This is a genomic window from Metabacillus idriensis, from assembly GCF_009674765.1.
In the GTDB taxonomy this organism is placed as follows: domain Bacteria; phylum Bacillota; class Bacilli; order Bacillales; family Bacillaceae; genus Bacillus_P; species Bacillus_P idriensis.
Map to the genome: position 1 here is coordinate 40351 of NZ_WKKF01000017.1, position 20578 is coordinate 60928.

At 41.5% G+C, this 20578-nt stretch carries 23 protein-coding genes, 1 rRNA gene and 2 other annotated features; all 24 genes read right to left on the reverse strand.

What is annotated here, in order from left to right; all coding sequences use genetic code 11:
- Positions 1 to 35 precede the first annotated feature (35 nt).
- Positions 36 to 401: a 50S ribosomal protein L7/L12 gene (gene rplL / locus GJU41_RS23040; protein ID WP_070875241.1), complete on the reverse strand. Its 366-nt coding sequence runs from the start codon at positions 399 to 401 to the stop codon at positions 36 to 38.
- A 57-nt stretch (positions 402 to 458) separates the two neighbouring features.
- Entirely contained in the window at positions 459 to 959 is a 501-nt protein-coding gene (gene rplJ, locus GJU41_RS23045) for a 50S ribosomal protein L10 (RefSeq protein WP_070875242.1), read from the reverse strand.
- A gap of 57 nt (positions 960 to 1016) precedes the next feature.
- Positions 1017 to 1162 (reverse strand) — a sequence feature (ribosomal protein L10 leader region).
- A gap of 49 nt (positions 1163 to 1211) precedes the next feature.
- On the reverse strand, positions 1212 to 1910 hold the full coding sequence (gene rplA / locus GJU41_RS23050; protein ID WP_154319697.1) for a 50S ribosomal protein L1: 699 nt from the start codon (positions 1908 to 1910) through the stop codon (positions 1212 to 1214).
- A gap of 102 nt (positions 1911 to 2012) precedes the next feature.
- Positions 2013 to 2438: a 50S ribosomal protein L11 gene (gene rplK, locus GJU41_RS23055; RefSeq protein WP_029282857.1), complete on the reverse strand. Its 426-nt coding sequence runs from the start codon at positions 2436 to 2438 to the stop codon at positions 2013 to 2015.
- Positions 2439 to 2609: 171 nt separating this feature from the next.
- Positions 2610 to 3143: a transcription termination/antitermination protein NusG gene (nusG, locus tag GJU41_RS23060; protein WP_070875244.1), complete on the reverse strand. Its 534-nt coding sequence runs from the start codon at positions 3141 to 3143 to the stop codon at positions 2610 to 2612.
- A gap of 209 nt (positions 3144 to 3352) precedes the next feature.
- On the reverse strand, positions 3353 to 3532 hold the full coding sequence (gene secE, locus GJU41_RS23065) for a preprotein translocase subunit SecE (RefSeq protein WP_070875245.1): 180 nt from the start codon (positions 3530 to 3532) through the stop codon (positions 3353 to 3355).
- 63 nt (positions 3533 to 3595) lie between these two features.
- On the reverse strand, positions 3596 to 3745 hold the full coding sequence (gene rpmG, locus GJU41_RS23070; protein WP_083328099.1) for a 50S ribosomal protein L33: 150 nt from the start codon (positions 3743 to 3745) through the stop codon (positions 3596 to 3598).
- A gap of 94 nt (positions 3746 to 3839) precedes the next feature.
- Positions 3840 to 4496, reverse strand: coding sequence for an RNA polymerase sporulation sigma factor SigH (gene sigH / locus GJU41_RS23075; protein WP_070875246.1), 657 nt, complete (start codon positions 4494 to 4496; stop codon positions 3840 to 3842).
- A gap of 67 nt (positions 4497 to 4563) precedes the next feature.
- Positions 4564 to 5073, reverse strand: coding sequence for an NYN domain-containing protein (locus tag GJU41_RS23080; RefSeq protein ID WP_070875247.1), 510 nt, complete (start codon positions 5071 to 5073; stop codon positions 4564 to 4566).
- A gap of 4 nt (positions 5074 to 5077) precedes the next feature.
- Positions 5078 to 5821, reverse strand: coding sequence for a 23S rRNA (guanosine(2251)-2'-O)-methyltransferase RlmB (rlmB, locus tag GJU41_RS23085; RefSeq protein ID WP_070875248.1), 744 nt, complete (start codon positions 5819 to 5821; stop codon positions 5078 to 5080).
- Positions 5822 to 5823: 2 nt separating this feature from the next.
- On the reverse strand, positions 5824 to 6240 hold the full coding sequence (locus tag GJU41_RS23090; protein ID WP_070875249.1) for a Mini-ribonuclease 3: 417 nt from the start codon (positions 6238 to 6240) through the stop codon (positions 5824 to 5826).
- A 2-nt stretch (positions 6241 to 6242) separates the two neighbouring features.
- Entirely contained in the window at positions 6243 to 7640 is a 1398-nt protein-coding gene (cysS, locus tag GJU41_RS23095; protein ID WP_070875250.1) for a cysteine--tRNA ligase, read from the reverse strand.
- Positions 7591 to 8286 carry a serine O-acetyltransferase gene (cysE, locus tag GJU41_RS23100; RefSeq protein ID WP_070875251.1) on the reverse strand — a complete coding sequence of 232 codons (696 nt, stop codon included), beginning with the start codon at positions 8284 to 8286 and terminating at the stop codon, positions 7591 to 7593. Before cysE ends, cysS begins: the two co-directional genes overlap by 50 nt.
- Before the next feature lie 65 nt (positions 8287 to 8351).
- Positions 8352 to 8595: a binding site (T-box leader), on the reverse strand.
- A 38-nt stretch (positions 8596 to 8633) separates the two neighbouring features.
- Entirely contained in the window at positions 8634 to 10091 is a 1458-nt protein-coding gene (gltX, locus tag GJU41_RS23105; protein ID WP_154319698.1) for a glutamate--tRNA ligase, read from the reverse strand.
- Between the two features lie 76 nt (positions 10092 to 10167).
- Positions 10168 to 10644, reverse strand: coding sequence for a 2-C-methyl-D-erythritol 2,4-cyclodiphosphate synthase (gene ispF / locus GJU41_RS23110; RefSeq protein WP_070875253.1), 477 nt, complete (start codon positions 10642 to 10644; stop codon positions 10168 to 10170).
- On the reverse strand, positions 10644 to 11330 hold the full coding sequence (gene ispD, locus GJU41_RS23115) for a 2-C-methyl-D-erythritol 4-phosphate cytidylyltransferase (protein WP_070875254.1): 687 nt from the start codon (positions 11328 to 11330) through the stop codon (positions 10644 to 10646). The genes ispF and ispD overlap by 1 nt, the downstream gene beginning before the upstream one ends.
- 12 nt (positions 11331 to 11342) lie before the next feature.
- A complete protein-coding gene (locus GJU41_RS23120) occupies positions 11343 to 12443 on the reverse strand; it encodes a PIN/TRAM domain-containing protein (protein WP_070875255.1) in 1101 nt (366 codons plus the stop codon).
- Positions 12444 to 12636: 193 nt separating this feature from the next.
- Entirely contained in the window at positions 12637 to 13716 is a 1080-nt protein-coding gene (disA, locus tag GJU41_RS23125; RefSeq protein ID WP_083328100.1) for a DNA integrity scanning diadenylate cyclase DisA, read from the reverse strand.
- 7 nt (positions 13717 to 13723) lie between these two features.
- Positions 13724 to 15106: a DNA repair protein RadA gene (radA, locus tag GJU41_RS23130; RefSeq protein WP_070875257.1), complete on the reverse strand. Its 1383-nt coding sequence runs from the start codon at positions 15104 to 15106 to the stop codon at positions 13724 to 13726.
- Positions 15107 to 15235: 129 nt separating this feature from the next.
- Positions 15236 to 17683, reverse strand: coding sequence for an ATP-dependent protease ATP-binding subunit ClpC (clpC, locus tag GJU41_RS23135; protein ID WP_070875258.1), 2448 nt, complete (start codon positions 17681 to 17683; stop codon positions 15236 to 15238).
- Entirely contained in the window at positions 17680 to 18771 is a 1092-nt protein-coding gene (gene mcsB / locus GJU41_RS23140) for a protein-arginine kinase McsB (RefSeq protein ID WP_154319699.1), read from the reverse strand. Before mcsB ends, clpC begins: the two co-directional genes overlap by 4 nt.
- A gap of 1 nt (position 18772) precedes the next feature.
- A complete protein-coding gene (gene mcsA / locus GJU41_RS23145; RefSeq protein ID WP_070875260.1) occupies positions 18773 to 19318 on the reverse strand; it encodes a protein-arginine kinase activator protein McsA in 546 nt (181 codons plus the stop codon).
- Between the two features lie 16 nt (positions 19319 to 19334).
- On the reverse strand, positions 19335 to 19796 hold the full coding sequence (locus GJU41_RS23150) for a CtsR family transcriptional regulator (RefSeq protein WP_070875261.1): 462 nt from the start codon (positions 19794 to 19796) through the stop codon (positions 19335 to 19337).
- A gap of 528 nt (positions 19797 to 20324) precedes the next feature.
- Positions 20325 to 20440 (reverse strand): 5S ribosomal RNA (gene rrf, locus GJU41_RS23155).
- Between the last annotated feature and the right edge of the window lie 138 nt (positions 20441 to 20578).

The window sequence follows — 20578 nt, forward strand, 5'->3', positions numbered from 1 at the left end:
CGCTATATGAATTAAGCGAGCTTTGTCTTTTGGAATTACTTAACTTCTACAGAAGCGCCAACTTCTTCAAGTTTGCCTTTGATTTCTTCAGCTTCTTCTTTAGCGATTCCTTCTTTAACAGCTTTAGGAGTGTTGTCAACTAATTCTTTAGCTTCTTTCAAGCCAAGACCAGTGATTTCACGTACTACTTTGATAACTTTGATTTTTTGAGCACCAGCGCTAGCAAGTACTACATCAAATTCAGTTTGCTCAGCAGCAGCTTCGCCACCAGCAGCGCCACCAGCCATTGCTACAGGAGCAGCTGCAGTTACGCCAAATTCTTCTTCGATTGCTTTAACTAAGTCGTTTAATTCTAAAACAGTCATTTCTTTAACTGCTTCAATGATTTGTTCTTTAGTCATTGTATATTTCCTCCTTATAAACCTATTAGTTTTTTGTTTTGGTACGGGTCAAACAGATTAAGCGCCTTGCTCTTCTTTTTGTTCTGCAACTGCTTTAGTAGCAAGTGCAAGATTGCGGATTGGAGCTTGAAGAACGCTAAGCAACATAGAAAGTAAGCCTTCACGTGACGGAAGATCAGCAAGAGCTTTAATTTGTTCTACAGTTGCGATGTTGCCTTCGATTACACCTGCTTTGATTTCTAACGCGTCATGCTTTTTAGCAAAGTCGTTAAGAATCTTAGCTGGAGCAACTACGTCGTCATTACTGAATGCGATCGCATTAGGACCTGTTAGGGCGTCATTAAGACCAGTAAGTTCAACATTTTCAACTGCACGGCGAGTCATTGTGTTTTTGTAAACTTTGAACTCGATGCCAGCATCACGAAGAGTTTTACGAAGTTCAGTAACTTCTGCTACTGTTAATCCGCGGTAGTCAACAACGATTGTTGTTTTGCTGTCGCGAAATTTAGCAGTAATGTCATCTACGATGGATTTTTTTGTTTCGATAGCGCTGCTCATTGATACACCTCCTGTAAGAATCAAAGTCCCACACTTATACCGATCGGTGTTTTCTCTTTAAAAAACAAGAAATGCCTCCACGTCAGACATGGAGGCAGTATATATACAAGCGATCTAATAATTTTAGTTCACATATATACACCTCGGCAGGAAATTAAGCTTATGCAAGCACCTACTGTCTTCGGTATAAATGAAGTTATTTAGTTAAACAACATTTTTGATTATATATAAAGTCGACCCTTATGTCAACTATTATTTAATGCCGAAACTTGATGAATCAACTTTAACGCCAGGTCCCATAGTAGAAGCAACAGCTACATTCTTCATGTATGTGCCTTTTGCAGCAGCAGGTTTAGCTTTTAATAACGTTTCGAAGATTGTAGTGAAGTTTTCAACTAACTTGCTGTCTTCGAAAGATACTTTACCGATTGGCACGTGGATGTTACCAGCTTTGTCAACGCGGTATTCAACTTTACCAGCTTTGATTTCTTTAACTGCTTTTTCAACGTCAAATGAAACAGTGCCAGTTTTAGGGTTTGGCATTAAGCCTTTTGGTCCAAGTACGCGGCCAAGCTTACCAACTTCACCCATCATGTCAGGAGTAGCTACGATTACATCGAAGTCAAACCATCCTTGCTGGATTTTGTTGATGTAGTCAGCATCGCCTACGAAATCAGCTCCAGCAGCTTCTGCTTCCTTCGCTTTTTCACCTTTAGCAAATACTAAAACGCGTTGAGTTTTACCTGTTCCGTTTGGAAGAACAACTGCTCCGCGGATTTGCTGATCGTTTTTACGTGGATCAACGCCTAAACGGAATGCAACTTCAACTGTTGCATCAAATTTAGCTGTGTTTGTTTTCTTTACAAGTTCAATTGCTTCTTGAACTCCGTAAGCTTGAGCACGGTCTACTAATTCAGCAGCTTCAACGTACTTTTTACCTCTTTTAGCCATTTTAAATTTCCTCCTTAGTGGTTTTAGCGGAATAACCTCCCACGAATAAAGGTTGCGAACTTGTTAAAAGCAAACTCGCAACCCCTAAAACAAAAACAACAATTAGTCTTCGATGACGATACCCATGCTGCGCGCAGTACCTTCAACCATACGCATAGCTGATTCAACATTAGCTGCATTTAAGTCAGGCATTTTTGTTTCAGCAATTTCACGTACTTTATCACGCTTAACTGTTGCTACTTTATTACGGTTAGGTTCACCAGAACCAGACTCGATACCAGCTGCTTTCTTAAGCAATACTGCAGCAGGCGGAGTTTTTGTAATAAATGTAAATGAACGGTCTTCAAATACCGTAATTTCAACAGGAATGATAAGTCCAGCTTGATCAGCTGTACGAGCGTTAAACTCCTTACAGAATCCCATGATGTTAACACCAGCTTGACCTAATGCAGGACCAACCGGCGGCGCTGGATTTGCTTTTCCAGCAGGAATTTGCAATTTAACCATTTTAATTACTTTTTTAGCCACGAGACACACCTCCTTAAGTCCGTGATGTGGTAATAGGGTAATACCCTCCCACTCATGTCGTTCATTCTTTATATGAATGATAGAAATTAATCAAGTTTTTTGTCCCGCATTGCGAGACATACTGACTTATGAAATATTATCACTTTTCTTTTACGAATTCAAGTTTTTTTCTTATAATTTATCAACTTGAGAAAATTCCAGCTCAACCGGTGTTTCGCGGCCGAACATGTTTACTAATACCTTCACTTTGCTCTTATCTTTATCAATCTCTTCAATTGATCCGGTAAAGTTAGCAAAAGGTCCGTCTATTACTTTTACAGTCTCTTTCAAGTCGAAATCAAGTTCAACTCTCTTTTCTTCCATTCCCATATGTTTAAGGATTGATACAACTTCTTCAGGAAGAAGCGCTGTTGGCTTTGAACCAGAACCAGCTGAACCGACAAATCCTGTTACACCAGGTGTATTGCGGACTACATACCAGGAATCATCTGTCATTACAATTTCAACGAGGACATATCCCGGGAATACTTTTTTCTTTGTTACTTTCTTTTTGCCGTTTTTATAATCTGTTTCTTCTTCTTCCGGAACGACAACACGGAAAATTTTATCTTGCATGCCCATTGATTCTACACGCTTTTCAAGATTCGCCTTTACCTTATTCTCATAACCCGAATAAGTGTGGACTACATACCAATTTTTCTCCATCTTTTATAGGACGATTTGTCCATTCCCTCCCTGCTTTTTGAAGCTTATATGATGATTCTGCTGCTCTTATTCTTTGGCTGACTCTTTTTAAGACAATGAAAAAACCCGTCGAACGGGTTTTTGGGGAAATATAATATTCTCTATTATAGCACGATTTTATATCTATTATTCAAAAAATAAAACGAAAATGAAGATCGGTGTTTTATTTTTTAAGACACTAGACGAATTAACGATGAAATTCCAAGATCAATAATGGCGAAAAAGATGACAGCAAAAGCGACAGTTGCAATAACTGTAATTGTATATCGTGTCAGTTCTTTGCCTTTTGGCCAGCTGACCTTTTTCATTTCACGGGAAACATCTTTGAAAAAATTAACAATACGCTGCATTTGCATTACCTCCAAGAGAATTCAGAAAGCCTGTCATAGAAATAAAGAATCATGAGATGAGTGCTACTTTGTTTCACGGTGGTCCGTATGTGCGTTACAAGCTTTACAAAATTTCTTGAATTCTAAACGCTCTTCGGAGCTTGACGTGTTTTTCATCGTTGTGTAGTTTCTGCTTCCACAGTCTGTGCAAGCCATTGTAACTTTCTTACGCATTTATGGCACCTTCCGCTAGTCCTGCATTTTTCTATAAAAATGTAACACACGCAAGGACCTTCGTCAATGACGCCTGACGTGTTTTACATGATTTTTACATATTGATTTCACGAAGCTCAAGATACCTTTCAAGCTTTCGTTTCACCCGCTGAAGGGCATTGTCTATTGATTTGACGTGGCGGTTGAGCTCTTCAGAAATTTCCTGATAGGACCTGCCGTCCAGATACAGAACAAGCACCTTTCGTTCGAGATCGCTCAGAAGCTCGCCCATTTTCACTTCGATATCATCAAATTCTTCCTGATTAATAATCAGTTCTTCCGGGTCCATGACTTTTGTCCCTGAAATAACATCCATCAATGTCCGGTCTGATTCTTCATCATAAATCGGCTTGTCCAGTGAGACATAAGAGTTAAGAGGAATATGTTTTTGACGGGTTGCGGTTTTAATAGCGGTAATGATTTGGCGAGTGATGCACAGTTCTGCAAAAGCTTTGAAAGAAGTAAGCTTGTCCTCTCTGAAATCACGGATAGCCTTATACAAACCGATCATACCTTCTTGAATAATATCTTCTCTGTCAGCGCCTATCAAAAAATAGGACCTTGCCTTTGCTCTTACAAAATTACGGTACTTTGTTATTAAATAATCAAGAGCATCGCTGTCTCCATTATGAACAAGCTCCACAACCTGTTCATCCAAAAGAGCATGAAAGTCTTCCTTGCTGAGTTTACCCGTGCTGAAATGTGTGTTCATGCCGATCCCCCCGACCGCACAATAGATAGAAATATTATACAGTATGATTTTTGAAAGCGTCAACAGGCTATAAATCGCCCCTGCGCCATTTTTCAAACATTTTCAGGACATCATCTGTGATTGGAATCTTTGATTGAGGACTATTCACTTTTATTTTTTCTACTCTTTTTTGGATTCTTTTTTCTATTGCTTCCACTTCATTTAAAAGTTCTCTTGCTGATTTCCTGAGAGCTCCCTGGCCAAAAATAGCCCATTGCTCTGTAAAATCGGAAGTTGCCACATGGATCTGCGTTTTAATATTGCTCAGGGAAATCGCAAGTTTTTCAATGCGCTCATCCGCTGTTTCGTTTTCACGGGTATAGATGACTTCGACACGGTGGTTTTTTTGTTTCTTTTCAATACCCTTTACTTGATGAGCATCGAAAATGACGATTACCCTGTAACCGGTGTAAGCTTGATACTCTGCCATTTTCTGAATCAGCAGCTCTCTTGCTTCTGAGAGATTCTCTTTTTTTAATGATTGAAGATTCGCCCATGCACCGATGATGTTATATCCGTCAACAAGAAGGATATCCATTTTATTATTCTCCTAATGGATGACGCTTTCTGAAGACCTCATACATCAGCAGACTCGCTGCTACTGAAGCATTTAGCGAAGTGACCCGGCCAGCCATCGGCAAGTTGACCAGAAAATCGCATTTTTCTTTAACCAGTCTTCCCATTCCTTTACCTTCACTGCCAATAACTAAGCCAAGAGGCATTTTCCCGTCCATTGAACGGTAATCATCTGATCCTTTAGCATCTGTGCCAACTATCCAGACGCCCCGCTCTTTTAATTCCTCAATGGTTCTGGCCATATTTGTCACCCTTGCAACAGGAATATATTCAATTGCACCAGTAGAAGACTTCGCTACTGTAGCTGTCAGCCCTACCGCTCTTCTTTTAGGAATGATAATGCCGTGCGCTCCCGTTGCATCGGCTGTTCTCATAATGGAACCAAGGTTATGAGGGTCTTCAATTTCATCTAAAAGAAGGATAAATGGGGCTTCATTTTTATCTTCAGCCGCCTTTAAAATATCATCTACCTCTGAGTACTCATATGCTGCTACCTGAGCAACGACACCCTGATGATTTCCTTCAACCATTTGATCAATTTTCTTTTTAGGAACAGATTGAATGGATATGCCCTTTTCTTTTGCAAGGTCCATGATCTGCTGGGCCTGTCCCTTGACGGAGTTTTCCGCCATCCAGATTTTATACACATTTCTCGTTGATTTTAACGCTTCAATGACTGTGTTGCGCCCCATAATGTATTCTTCTGACATTCCTATTTCCTCCCTTCGTTCTGAATCAATTCAAATGATGACTGAATGATTTCTGCCAGCCTGTCTGCATCTTTCATAAGATGCAGGTAGCCTATTAGTGCTTCAAATGCTGTACTGTAGCGGTAGGTCTGAACATCTGTGTTTTTAGGAACCGTGCCTGATTTTGCATTGCGGCCGCGGCGTATAATGGCCATTTCTTCTTCAGAGAAATATTCCGCTTTAGACAGTTCATGAAGAACGGTGGCCTGCGCCTTGGCTGAAACATATTTTGTCGCTAATTTATGAAGCTGATTTGGACGGACATTGCCTTTAGAAAGCAGATGATGCCTGACGTAAACTTCATAAATTGCATCACCTATATAGGCAAGCGCCAGGCTGTTCACTTGTTTTGGGTGCGGTATCTCTTCTAAGTGAAGCATACTTACCCTCTTTTCCATCTCGTGCCTTGAGGCGTATCTTCTAAAATAATATTCATGCCTTTCAGCTGATCCCGGATTTCATCTGACAGCTGAAAGTTCCGGTCAATTCTTGCCTGAATGCGCTTTTCAATCAATTCTTCAATTTCTGCATCCAATAGTTCTTTTTTGCCGAACTGCAGGCCAAGTACAGCGCCAAGTTCATCAAATGCAGCTGTGAATGCAGCAATTACTTCTTTAGAAGTGTTCTTTTCCTGCAAATAATAGTTGGCTTGCTTTGACAATTCAAACATGACTGAAATGGCATTGGCTGTGTTGAAATCATCATCCATTGCTTCCACAAAAACGGTGCGCTGTTCAGAGATGATGTTCAGCCACTTCTCATTGTCATCGGTTAAGTCCGTGCTGCTTTGTACGCGGTGCAGCAGATTTGCATAGGATGTACGAAGACGGTCTAATGCATTTTTCGTGCTCTCAAGCAAATCAACGGAATAGTTAATTGGATGACGATAATGAACAGACAGCATGAACAATCTTAGAACCTGGGCATCGTGTTCTTTCAGGATGTCATGAACTAATACAAAGTTGCCTAGAGACTTCGACATTTTTTCATTGTTAATATTAATATACCCATTGTGCAGCCAGTAGTTAGCAAACGGTTTTTCTGTCAGTGCTTCAGACTGGGCGATTTCATTCTCATGGTGAGGGAATGTTAAGTCCTGTCCTCCAGCATGGATATCTATTGTATCCCCGAAGTGATCATGGACCATAGCGGAACACTCAATATGCCAGCCCGGTCTTCCTTCTCCCCACGGACTTTCCCAAGAAATCTCGCCCTCTTTTGCCGCTTTCCATAGCGCAAAATCAAGTGAATCCTGCTTCTTTTCTCCAGCATCGATTCTTGCGCCTACTCGAAGTTCATCGATGGATTGATGAGAGAGTTTTCCGTAATCTTTAAAAGCTCTTGTTCTGTAATACACATCCCCGCCTGCTTCATAAGCAAACCCTTTTTCAATCAAAGCCTGAATAAAGTCAATGATAATATCCATGCTTTCTGTCACTCGCGGATGTGCAGTTGCACGGTCGCAGCCAAGAGCAGTGACGTCTTCAAAATAGGCTTCAATAAAGCGGTCCGCAATGGTTGGAACATCTTCTCCGAGTTCATTTGCTGCCTTTATCAGCTTATCGTCTACATCTGTAAAGTTTGATACATACGTTACATCATATCCTCTGTACTCCAAGTATTTACGGACTGTATCATAGACGATTGCGGGACGGGCATTCCCTATATGGATATAGTTATAAACGGTCGGTCCGCACACATACATTTTGACCTTGCCTTCTTCAAGCGGCTTAAACGTTTCTTTTTGTCTGGTTAGCGTATTGTATAACTTGATGGTCATCTTGACTCTTCCCTTCTTTCAATTGTGCAAGCTCTTGTCTCAAATGCAGCATTTCTGCTTCCAGCTCTTTGAACCTGTCTGCGACTGGATCAGGAAGATTGCAGTGATCAAGATCATTTTTGATTCTCTTTCCATTTTGTATCACGACCTTGCCCGGTATTCCTACCACAGTGGAATGATCAGGCACATCACGGAGCACAACCGAACCCGCACCTATTTTAGAGTAAGCGCCGACTGTAATGGATCCCAGCACTTTAGCACCTGTAGCAATCAAAGCGTTATCCAGAATGGTCGGGTGCCTCTTTCCTTTTTCTTTCCCGGTTCCGCCTAAAGTTACCCCTTGGAAGACTGTTACGTTATTTCCAATTTCACATGTTTCACCAATCACAACACCCATTCCGTGGTCTATAAAAAAGCGACGGCCGATTTTTGCACCTGGATGAATCTCGATTCCTGTAAAAAAGCGGCTCACTTGAGAAATGACTCTTGCAATGAAGAACAAATTCCGTCTAAAGAACGCATGTGCAAGACGGTGAGCCCAAATTGCATGAAGCCCGGAATAAGTAAGAATAACTTCTAAATAAGACCTTGCAGCTGGATCCTGTTCGAAAACAACTTCGATATCTTCCTTCAGCATTTTGAACATTCTATTCCCCCCAAACATTCCCCTTGATTATTTAAAAAAATCTAAAAAAGCGCCTCTGCCTAATAGACAGAGACGCTTTAAATGCGCGGTTCCACTCTGTTTAAACAAGCAAAGAAATTGCCTGCTTCAACTTTAGGCTCCTGTAACGGTGAGCAATCCGCTTTTATTTAATGCGTCAGACTGGCTGATGGTTCAATAAAAGGCTCAAAGGTGCATTTCGAGAATTTTTTCGCATAAACCTCTTTCAGCCGGGGAGGTTCTCTCTAATATGGAAACGGACTCTCTACTTCTCCTTATCAACGCGTTTAAATGTATTAATCATACTATATTACATTTTTAGAAAAAAGTTAACTGTTCGCACTTTTTAATCGGGTTAAAATTGTTTCTTTCCCCAGCAGCTCAATTGCCTGAGGAAGATCCGGCCCGTGAGTTTGTCCTGTAGTGGCAACACGGATTGGCATAAAGAGATTTTTGCCTTTATGTCCGGTCGACTTCTGAACAGCTTTTGTAGCTGCTTTAATTTGATCAGCCGTAAAGGACTCAAGTTTCTCGATTTCCACAGCAAATGCTGTAAGAACCTCTGGAACCTGTTCCTCTTCAAGAACATTACGCGCCTCGCGGTTATAAGTAATTTCTTCTTTAAAGAAAAGCTCAGTCAGTTCAACAATCTCTGCACCATAACTCATTTTGTCCTGATGAAGGCCGATTAATTTCCGCGCCCAGTCGATTTCTTCAGCTGCAGCAGTTTCTGATACTTTTCCAGCTTTAATCAAATGAGGAAGGGAAAGCTCAACCAGCTGATCTAATTCGAGCTGTTTGACATATTGATTGTTCAGCCACATTAGCTTCTGTGTATCAAAAACAGCCGGTGATTTCGATAATCGATTCGGATCGAATATTTCAATGAACTGCTCTTTGCTGAATATTTCTTCCTCGCCGCCCGGAGACCATCCAAGCATGCCGATAAAGTTAAAGAGCGCCTGCGGCAAATAGCCCAGCTCTTTATATTGTTCAATAAATTGAATAATTGATTCATCGCGCTTGCTTAATTTTTTGCGGTTTTCATTAACGATTAATGTCATATGGCCGAAAATAGGCGTTTCCCAGCCTAATGCATTGAAGATCATAATTTGCTTCGGTGTATTGGAAATGTGATCTTCCCCGCGTAGGACATGAGTCATTTTCATTAAATAATCATCTACCGCTACAGCGAAGTTATAAGTTGGTGTTCCGTCTTTTTTTACGATGACATAATCGCCGATTCCATCTGTTTCAAATGAGATTTCATCTTTCACGATATCGTTGAATGTGATGACCTCTCCCTTTGGAACACGGAAGCGAATGCTAGGTTTTCTTCCTTCATCCTCAAGCTTTTGCTGCTCTTCAGATGTTAAATTCGCGCATTTTCCAGAGTATTGAGGAGTCTCCCCGCGGACACTTTGCTCTTCCCGCTCCTGCTCAAGCTCTTCTTCTGTGCAATAGCATTTATACGCTTTTCCGCTTGAAAGAAGTTCATCGTAATATTTTTTATAAAGATCATTGCGCTCTGATTGTCTGTATGGACCGTATTCACCGTCTGTATCAATGCTTTCATCCCAGTCGATGCCGAGCCATTTCAAATATTTAAGCTGGCTTTCTTCGCCGCCTTCAATATTTCTCTTTTTATCCGTGTCTTCAATTCGGATAATAAATTTGCCGCCTGTGTTGCGTGCATATAAATAATTAAAAAGAGCTGTTCGGGCATTCCCGATATGTAAATGTCCAGTCGGACTTGGAGCGTATCGCACTCTTACTTCATTTGTCATTGTTGTACCTCCGATAATCTTTAGCATCCGTTTCATTTTATCACTAAAATCACTCTGTTCAAAAGATTGTCCGTGATTATTTTTTCTGAATGAGAACCGTTGCCTGAGATGCAATTCCTTCGCCTCTGCCCGTAAATCCAAGCTGTTCGGTCGTCGTTGCTTTTACATTCACCTGGCTGATGTCCGCCTCAAGCAATTCAGCAATTCTTCCTCTCATTTGGTCAATATATGGAGCCATTTTTGGCCTCTGAGCAATAATCGTGCAATCAATATTACTTAACGAATATCCATTTTCTTTAACAAGCTGCCAAACATGCTGCAGCAGCTTTGCGGAGTCCGCATCTTTAAATTCAGGATCCGTATCCGGAAAATGCTTGCCGATATCACCAGCAGCAATAGCACCCAGACATGCATCTGCAACTGTATGAAGCAATACATCTGCATCTGAATGGCCAAGCAGTCCTTTATCATACGGAATTTCAATTCCTCCGAGGATGAGCGGTCTGCCTTCTACGAGCTGATGCACATCAAATCCCTGTCCAATTCTAAGCATTATGTTTCCCTTCTTTCACTTTCTAAGATGGCTTTTGCAATCAGCAGATCATCTGGTGTCGTTAGTTTAATGTTTGTATAATCGCCCTCGACTACATGAACTTTGCTTCCGCTTCTTTCAATTAAACTTGCGTCATCGGTTCCCAGGAAACCAGACTGTGACGCTTCCTCGTGGGCTGCGAGGATAGCTGAAAGACGAAAAGCTTGTGGGGTCTGTACGGCCCACAAGCTAGAACGTTCAACTGTTTCAATCACTTCGCTGTTCTGCACACGTTTAATTGTGTCTTTCACAGGGACTGCAACCGTTGCAGCTCCATCTTCACTTGCTGCTTTAACTAGTTTATTAATCATGTTTTTTTTAATGAATGGCCGAGCCCCGTCATGGACAAGAACTATCTCAGAAGACGCAGCTTTTAGACCATTATACACGCTGTGCTGCCTCTCGCTGCCCCCGCTGATCAATCCTTTAATCTTATGAATTCCGTAACGGTCAGCCATTTTGGTGAAAATATCTTTTTCGTTCGGATTGACAACTAAGAGAATGCCCGTACATTTCGGATCTTGTTCAAAAACATTCAATGTATGAACAATGACAGGCATCCCGTCAAGCTCAATGAATTGCTTGTTCTTGCCTGCATTCATCCGCTTTCCTTGTCCTGCAGCAGGAATGACTACCTCATACTTCATGCGCTTTCTCCCCTACAACGCTTTTTCCAGCAGCTTGGGTTTAGCAAAAATCATTCTTCCGGCAGATGTCTGCAGCACACTCGTCACAATAACATCAATGTGCTTGCCTATATAATCTCTTCCATCTTCAACAACAATCATTGTTCCGTCATCTAAATAGGCGACGCCCTGATTATGTTCTTTTCCATCTTTAATGACTTGTACTTTCATTTCTTCCCCAGGCAATACAACCGGCTTTACAGCGTTAGCTAAGTCATTGATATTTAATACACCCACACCCTGCAGCTCACATACTTTATTTAAGTTAAAATCGTTTGTTACCACGACGCCGGATGTAAGCTTGGCAAGTTTCACGAGCTTGCTGTCAACCTCTTGGATTTCATCAAAGTCGCCTTCATAAATCTCTACTTTAATGGAGAGCTCCTTTTGAATGCGGTTCAGGATATCAAGTCCGCGTCTCCCGCGATTTCGTTTTAATGCATCAGATGAATCAGCAATGTGCTGAAGCTCTTCAAGGACAAATTGAGGAATGACAATCGTGCCTTCTAAAAACCCAGTCTGGCAGATATCAGCAATTCTGCCGTCGATAATCACGCTTGTGTCCAAAATTTTAAGCTTTTTGTCTTCTGTTTCTGCGTCTTCCTCGCCAGCGCCTTTTTTCTTTCCGATTTTGCCTGAAATAGAGAACAGACTGATCAGCTCATCTTTACGCTTGAAACCGACCTGAAAACCCAGGTATCCAAGCAGCAGTGTAAGAAAGATCGGAATAATCGTACTGAACACTTGATATTGGATGTCTTTAAACGGAATAACATTTACGATAAGAAAGGCAATTATAAGTCCGACAATCAATCCTAAACTACCAAATAGAACATCCGTTACAGGTGCCTTTACCAGTGATTCTTCTAAAAGCTTGACCCAGTTAACCACATAATCAACAAGCCAGAATGTTGCTATATAGAATAATATTGCTCCTAAAATGGCCAATGCATATGGTGAATTAATAAAAGGTATGTCTTGTAGATTTAACAATCTCATTAGCTCCGGCATAAAGAAAATGCCTAAAGTTCCTCCGAGAAACAGGAAAAAGATCTGCACAATACGCTTTAACATACCTCCACCTCCTTTATATCTATTATAATCACTTTAATTCAATTAAAACGCCAAAGATATGAATTTCTAAAGCTGTAAACAGATTGAAATGTTAGAACAGATTATACCTTTCCCTAAAAAAGAAAAACAAGAATAATATAACCTAAATCCGCGGGATTAAAACGCTTAAACAAAAAGTTTCATAAAAAGTTCGCTATATTTGACGATCAATCAGCAGCTGTTCCTGCAGCCTCCGCAGACCTTCTTTAATTTTCTTCGCCCGAACCTCGCCAATTCCATCAACCTCATCCAACTGTTCTACGGATGCACGCGTAATAAGTTTCAGATTCGTAAATTTGTTCACCAAATTTTCAATTATGACAGGCGGAAGACGCGGAATCTTCTTAAGAACTCTGTAGCCGCGCGGCATCACTAAATCCTCAAGATTTGTAAAATGTGCTGAGTAGCCAAGCAGTCTAAGCAGGACCATGTCATCTAAGAGCTCCGTATTTGTAAGGACCTGAAACTGATCGAGCACATATTTAGGATCAAGCGTTTTATCAAATGAGTAGTCTTTAATGACAAGCGCCGCTTCCTCTTCAATATCTGACAGCAATTCGTTCAGCTGCAGGCGGATCAGGTGTCCTTCTGTTCCAAGTTCGTTAATGTAATTCAAGATTTCATTCTTAATGCGGAGCACCATTTCAATGCGGTGAATGACCTGCAGCAATTCATCAAACGTTACAAGCTCTTCAAATTCAAGCGCTCCAAGATTTATGATTGACTGATCAAGAACCGTGCGGTATTTCTCAAGCGTCTGAATCGCCTGATTCGCTTTTGTTAAAATAACACCGATGTCTCTCAGCGCATAGCGAAGCTCCCCGTAATAGAGGGTAATAACATTTCTTCTCTGTGAAATGGCGATTACCAGATTGCCTGTCTGCTTCGCTACTCTTTCTGCTGTCCGATGCCGCATGCCTGTTTCAATGGACCCGATAAAAGCATTTGGAACAAGCTGTGCATTTGCATATAAAATTTTATTGCCTGAATCGCTGAGAATAATGGCTCCGTCCATTTTAGCAAGTTCATAAAGGTGAGCCGGGGAAAAGGCAGAGTTTATGTAAAAACCTCCATCTACCAGCTCTTTTACTTTGTCGCTGAAACCGACCACAATCAGACCGCCGGTTTTCGCCCGCAATACGTTTTCAATTCCAGCTCTGAGAGGTGTCCCAGGAGCAATAAATTGCAAGATTTCCTTCATGCTTTTCTCATATGTCTTTTTCTCTTTATCAATCATTGTCCTACCCCCCTAATGTACTCTGCAGGGCCTCTGAGACGTTCTTAACTCCCACAACCTCAATGTCCCCCGGCACCGTCCATCCGCCAATATTGGCCTCTGGAACGATTGCACGCTTAAATCCAAGCTTGGCCGCTTCCATGACACGCTGTTCAATTCTTGAAACACGTCTGACTTCGCCGGTTAATCCTACTTCTCCAATAATAATATCTGTCGCTTTTGACGGTACGTCCTTAAAGCTTGAAGCTATGCTGACTGCTATTGCCAAATCAATAGCAGGTTCATCTAATTTCACCCCGCCTGCCACTTTTAAATAGGCATCCTGGTTTTGAAGAAGCAAGCCTACTCGTTTCTCAAGGACAGCCATTAACAGCGGGACACGGTTATGATCAATCCCGGTTGCCATTCTCCGCGGATTTCCAAAGCTGGTAGGCGAGATTAACGCCTGAATCTCCACCAGAACCGGTCTTGTTCCTTCCATGGATGCAACAACCGTAGAGCCTGCTGCCCCTTTTGACCGTTCTTCAAGAAAAATCTCAGAAGGGTTCAGGACCTCCTCAAGACCGCTTTCTTTCATTTCAAAAATGCCCATTTCGTTTGTTGAACCAAAACGGTTTTTTACAGCTCTTAAAATCCTGTACGTATGATGGCGTTCTCCTTCAAAATAAAGCACGGTATCCACCATGTGCTCAAGAATTCTCGGACCCGCAATGGAACCTTCCTTCGTGACATGTCCCACAATAAAGATCGCAATGCCTTTTGTTTTCGCGATCCTCATCAGTTCAGCGGTACATTCCCTAACCTGTGAAACACTCCCCGGTGCAGATGTAATATCACTTTGAAAAACAGTTTGGATGGAATCCACAATGACAAAGGCAGGATTCGTTTCATCAATTGCCTTTGTAATAAATTCAAGATCTGTTTCAGCAAAAACAAAGAGTTTATCAGACTTCACTCCAAGTCTGTCGGCCCTCATTTTCGTTTGCTTGACCGATTCTTCACCTGAAATATATAAGACATCGTTCCCATTATCGGCTAATTGAGAAGAAACTTGAAGAAGCAGTGTTGATTTTCCAATTCCGGGATCTCCGCCTATTAGTACTAGGGAACCCCTTACAATTCCGCTTCCAAGGACACGGTTAAATTCCTGCAGGTTTGTTTTAATGCGCGGTTCTTGAGTTGTTTCAATGTTTGTAATGGGTGAAGGTTTATTGGCGGTTTGACCTGGAGCTGAGTGCGCAAAGGCAACTCTTCTATTTGCAGTTCCTGTTTTGACAATTTCTTCTGTCATCGTGTTCCATGCGCCGCAGCCTGGACATTTGCCCATCCATTTGGCAGATTCATATCCGCACGTCAGACACATGAATTTCGATTTCGTTTTAGCCATTATTTCGGTCCTTCCTTACTAGATTACCTATTTTAAAGAGAAATGGTTATTTTTGATGTGCTTTTTATAGAAACGAAATCGAGGCATACGTAAAAAGTGTATGCCTCATGATTGTTTCGCCTCAGATGATTATTTTATTTTCTCTGCTTCTGCCTCAGAGCCTTTTACGATAAATTCCCCGTCCGTTACATCAAGAACGACTTTTTGCCCTTTCTCGATTGTGCCTTTCAGCAGCTCTTCTGACAGACGGTCTTCTACATGCTTTTGAATGGCTCTTCTTAGAGGACGTGCTCCGTACTCAGGATCAAATCCTTCATCCGCAATTTTATCCTGTGCGGCATCCGTGAGCTCAAGCACCAGATCCTGCTCTGCCAGACGTTTCATCAGCTGATCTGCCATCAGCGTCACAATTTCTTTAATGTGTTTCTTCTCGAGAGAGTGGAACACAATAATTTCGTCAATACGGTTTAAGAACTCAGGTCTGAATGCTTTTTTCAGCTCATTCATTACCTTGCCCTTCATATCCTTATAATCCTGCGCTTCGTCCTGTACATTGAAGCCAACGTATTTATTGCGTTTAAGCTCGCTTGCTCCGACGTTTGAAGTCATGATTAGGATCGTATTTCTGAAATCAACTGTTCTTCCTTTAGAATCTGTTAATCGTCCATCCTCTAAAACTTGAAGAAGAATGTTGAAGACATCCGGATGAGCTTTTTCGATCTCATCTAGAAGTACAACTGAGTAAGGCTTTCTGCGCACCTTCTCTGTCAGCTGTCCGCCTTCTTCATAGCCGACATATCCAGGAGGTGAACCGACAAGTCTTGATGTTGAATGCTTCTCCATATATTCAGACATATCAATGCGGATCATCGCATCTTCGTCACCAAAAATAGATTCTGCCAGTGCTCGTGCAAGCTCTGTTTTACCAACACCTGTTGGTCCCAAGAAGACGAAAGACCCGATTGGGCGCTTTGGATCCTTTAAGCCTGCTCTTGCACGGCGTACAGCTTTCGCAACTGCAACAACAGCCTCATCCTGGCCAATAACGCGGTTATGAAGAATTTGCTCCATGTTGAGAAGTTTATCCGTTTCTTTTTGAGCAAGTCTTGATACAGGTATTCCAGTCCAGCTTGCCACAACCATAGCAATATCTTCAACTGTAACCTCGGAATTTTCCTGTCCTTGTTTTTCTTTCCATGTTTTCTTCGTTTCTTCAAGCTGTTCACGAAGACGCTGCTCTGTATCGCGCAATGAAGCGGCCTTTTCAAACTCTTGGCTTTGAACAGATGCATCCTTTTCTTTCCGCACTTCTTCAAGCTTCATTTCAAGCTCTTTTAAGTTTGGCGGAGTCGTGAATGAACGAAGGCGCACTTTTGAACCTGCCTCATCAATCAAATCGATTGCTTTATCCGGAAGGAACCGGTCTGAAATGTAGCGGTCTGATAGTTTGACTGCAGCATCAATTGCTTCATCTGTAATCGATACTCTGTGATGAGCCTCATAGCGGTCGCGAAGACCTTTTAAGATCAGGATGCTTTCTGCAGCTGTCGGCTCATCAACCTGGATTGGCTGGAAGCGTCGTTCAAGTGCAGCATCTTTTTCAATATATTTGCGGTACTCATCAAGAGTTGTTGCACCAATACACTGCAATTCGCCTCTTGCAAGTGATGGCTTAAGAATATTGGAAGCATCGATTGCGCCCTCTGCGCCTCCGGCTCCAATTAACGTATGCAATTCATCAATGAATAAAATAATATTGCCTGCCTGGCGAATTTCGTCCATTACTTTCTTAAGACGGTCTTCAAACTCACCGCGGTATTTTGTTCCTGCTACAACTGTTCCCATATCAAGCGTCATCACTCGTTTATCACGGAGGATTTCAGGAACTTCATTATTTACGATCTGCTGAGCCAATCCTTCTGCGATTGCCGTTTTACCTACTCCAGGCTCCCCGATTAAGACAGGATTGTTTTTCGTTCTTCGGCTTAACACTTCAATGACCCGTTGAATCTCTTTGCTTCTGCCGATAACAGGATCTAAGCTGCCTTCACGGGCAATGGCAGTCAAGTCGCGTGCAAGACTGTCAAGAGTAGGAGTATTGGCGTTATTCATTGAGCCGCCCTGATGTCCGGATCCTGATTCATTGCTGCCCAGAAGCTGAAGAACCTGCTGGCGTGCTTTATTTAAACTTACTCCAAGATTGTTAAGAACTCTTGCCGCTACGCCTTCACCTTCACGGATAAGCCCTAAAAGGATATGCTCTGTTCCAACGTAAGAATGACCAAGCTTTCTCGCTTCATCCATCGAAAGCTCGATGACTTTTTTCGCCCGCGGAGTATAGTGGATCGTTTGAGAAATTTCCTGTCCTCTTCCGATTAGACTCTCAACTTCTTTTTGAATTTTATCTGAACCAAGGCCAAGTGCAGTAAGAGCTTTGGCAGCAATCCCTTCGCCTTCACGTACAAGACCGAGAAGAATATGCTCAGTGCCTATATTATTATGGCCCAGTCGAACCGCTTCCTCTTGTGCTAATGCAAGAACTTTTTGAGCCCGCTCAGTAAATCTTCCAAACATCATACTTCATCATCCTCCATCCTTCTGACCATTTCTAGGTTTAATCTTTCTCTAATTAAGGAAGCTCTTCTTATATCCCGTTCATCCGGTCTTAGTGCTCCGCCGGCATATTGCTGCAGAAAACCAGGCTGAGTTAAAATCATTAACTCGTTTAATATGTTTCTGGAAATGTCTTTAATAATATTTAAGTCTATTCCCAGCCTGACATCTGATAAACATTTGGCGGCTTCTTTTGACTCGATAATACGGCTGTATGTCAGAGTGCCGAGAGATCTGAACACACGGTCTTCAAGCGGTATCTGCGACGTTTTATATAAAGCTTCGCGTGCAGAACGCTCCTTGTCAATCAGCTGATGGACAACGCTCAGCAAATCCTCTACTATATCGTCTTCAGACTTCCCCAGTGTAATCTGATTTGAAATCTGAAAGATGTTACCTAATGCTTCGCTGCCTTCCCCGTAAATTCCTCTAACAACCAGACCTAATTGATTAATTGCCGGAATAATCCGGTTCATCTGCTGTGTCAGGACAAGTGCAGGCAAGTGCATCATAACAGATGCTCTAAGGCCTGTTCCGACATTTGTCGGACAGCTTGTTAAGTATCCTCTCTGCTCATCAAAGGCATAATCTACAGCATGTTCCATCCAATCATCCAGCTCGCTTGCTGATTTTAAAGCTTCTTTCAGCTGAAGTCCCGGATATAAACATTGAATTCGAATATGATCCTCTTCATTCAGCATGATGCTGGCCTCTTCATTCTCAGATAACAAACATCCTCCAAAAGAAGAATCTTCCGCTAAATTCGGACTGATCAAATGTTTTTCAACTAGAACCCTTTTTTGAATGGACTGCAGATCATCCATCCTGAGCAATTCAAGCTTTCCGATCTCATTTACGTTTTTACCTGAAAATGTTTCTTCAAAAAGCTCTAAAATCTCCAGTGATTCTTCATTGGAGGCAATCGTTGGAAACTTGTATTTCTCAATATTTCTTGCAAGCCTGACCCTGCTGCTGAGAACAATGTCAGAATCAGGTCCTTCCTTGCTCATCCAGGCGCTCATTGCCTGATTGATAAATTGCTGAAGTGACATATCAGGATTCTCCTCCTCTGGAACTTTTTAATTTCAGTTCAAGCGAACGGATTTCATCTCGAGTCTCAGCAGCTTTTTCAAATTCTTCTTGCTGTATCAAATCTTTAAGATTCTGTTTTAATAACTCTATTCGTTTGCGGATGTGAATGCTACCGCCAATTCGTTCAGGAATTTTACCCGCATGAACAGTGTTGCCGCTATGGACCCTTCTTAAAATAGGATTAATCTGATCATGAAAAGTCAGGTAGCACTCAGAACAGCCAAAACGGCCGACTTTTGTAAACTGCTGATAGGTCATCTGACATCTGCTGCACTGCAATACTTCATTTTTCTTAAAAACATCCTGCTTTGTTTTTGAAATGGAGGATTCCATATTTAACAAACCGGCCAATAAGTTATTAATTGAAAAACCAGTACTGTTATCTATAAACATCGAACTGTTATCCTGAGCACATTGATCACAAATATGAATTTCTGTCTTTTCGCCGTTTACTACTTTTGTAAAATGAAAAGTTGCCGGCCTTTCATTGCATTCCTGGCAAATCAAGTCTGTTCACCTGCTTTCATCGGTATTTCAAGGAAGTCAGCATAGCTTTTATCATCCTTGCCCTTAACTCGTCTCTATGCGGCAAATCAATATATAAGACGGAACGGTCAATTACACTCATCATAATCTTCGCCTCGCGTCTAGAAATCACTTCTTCATTAACCAGCCTTAAAATAAGATCTTCAGCAGAGGTTTGCGAAATCCGTCTATCGATAATTCCCAATATCTGATCAATTAGATGGGCAGCATCATTCGATTTCACCTTAATGATTCGAATATAGCCTCCCCCGCCTCTCTTACTTTCTACTATATACCCTCTTTCAATAGTAAAACGCGTATTAATCACATAATTTATTTGTGAGGGCACACATTGAAACTTATCTGCAATCTCGCTTCTTTTGATCTCAACGATTTCTTTGCCGCTCGTTGTGAGCACTTGCTTCAAATACTGTTCAATGACATCCGAGATATTCCGCACTCCGCCTCCCCCTAACTTGACTTTGACTATATTTGACTTTAACACTAATATAAAACGAACTTCACTTTTTTTCAACTTATAACCACTCATTTATCTATTTCCATTATTAACGGCACTGAAACGTTTTTAAACAGGAATAACCATTTTATTTACACGGAGGCTAAAAGGTTTTTTAAAATTTGAAGTAAAAAATTGGGAGGTAAGTTATATATACGTTTTAAAAACATGATTCATGAAAGGGATTATCTTTTTAACAATAAAAGATGAAATTGCCAAGGGGAGGCAGAAAGTGGCCATTTTTCGATGTTATTCAGGTTTGGATGTGAATAGGATTCGGCTTCCTCACATCGGTTTGATGCCTGTATAGTTAGTAGGTGATTCTTGAGAGTAAAAACTGGCCAACTTGTTTATATTTATAGTACTCCGGAGAGTAAAATGCAGCTTACAGATGGTAAGTGTGTGCAGCTCACTAAAATAAACGATCCATACAAAAAAGAACAGCATCTTTGCTGTTCTCCTTTTATGCGTGCCTGGCAACGTCCTACTCTCACAGGGGGAAACCCCCAACTACCATCGGCGCTAAAGAGCTTAACTTCCGTGTTCGGCATGGGAACGGGTGTGACCTCTTTGCCATCATCACCAGACAATATGCAATTGAAGAAAGAATGTTATTCTTTCAAAACTAAATAACGTTTGATAACAAGATTCACTTAAATGTTACACTTTATTAGACTGTGGTTAAGTCCTCGAACGATTAGTATCTGTCAGCTCCACACGTCACC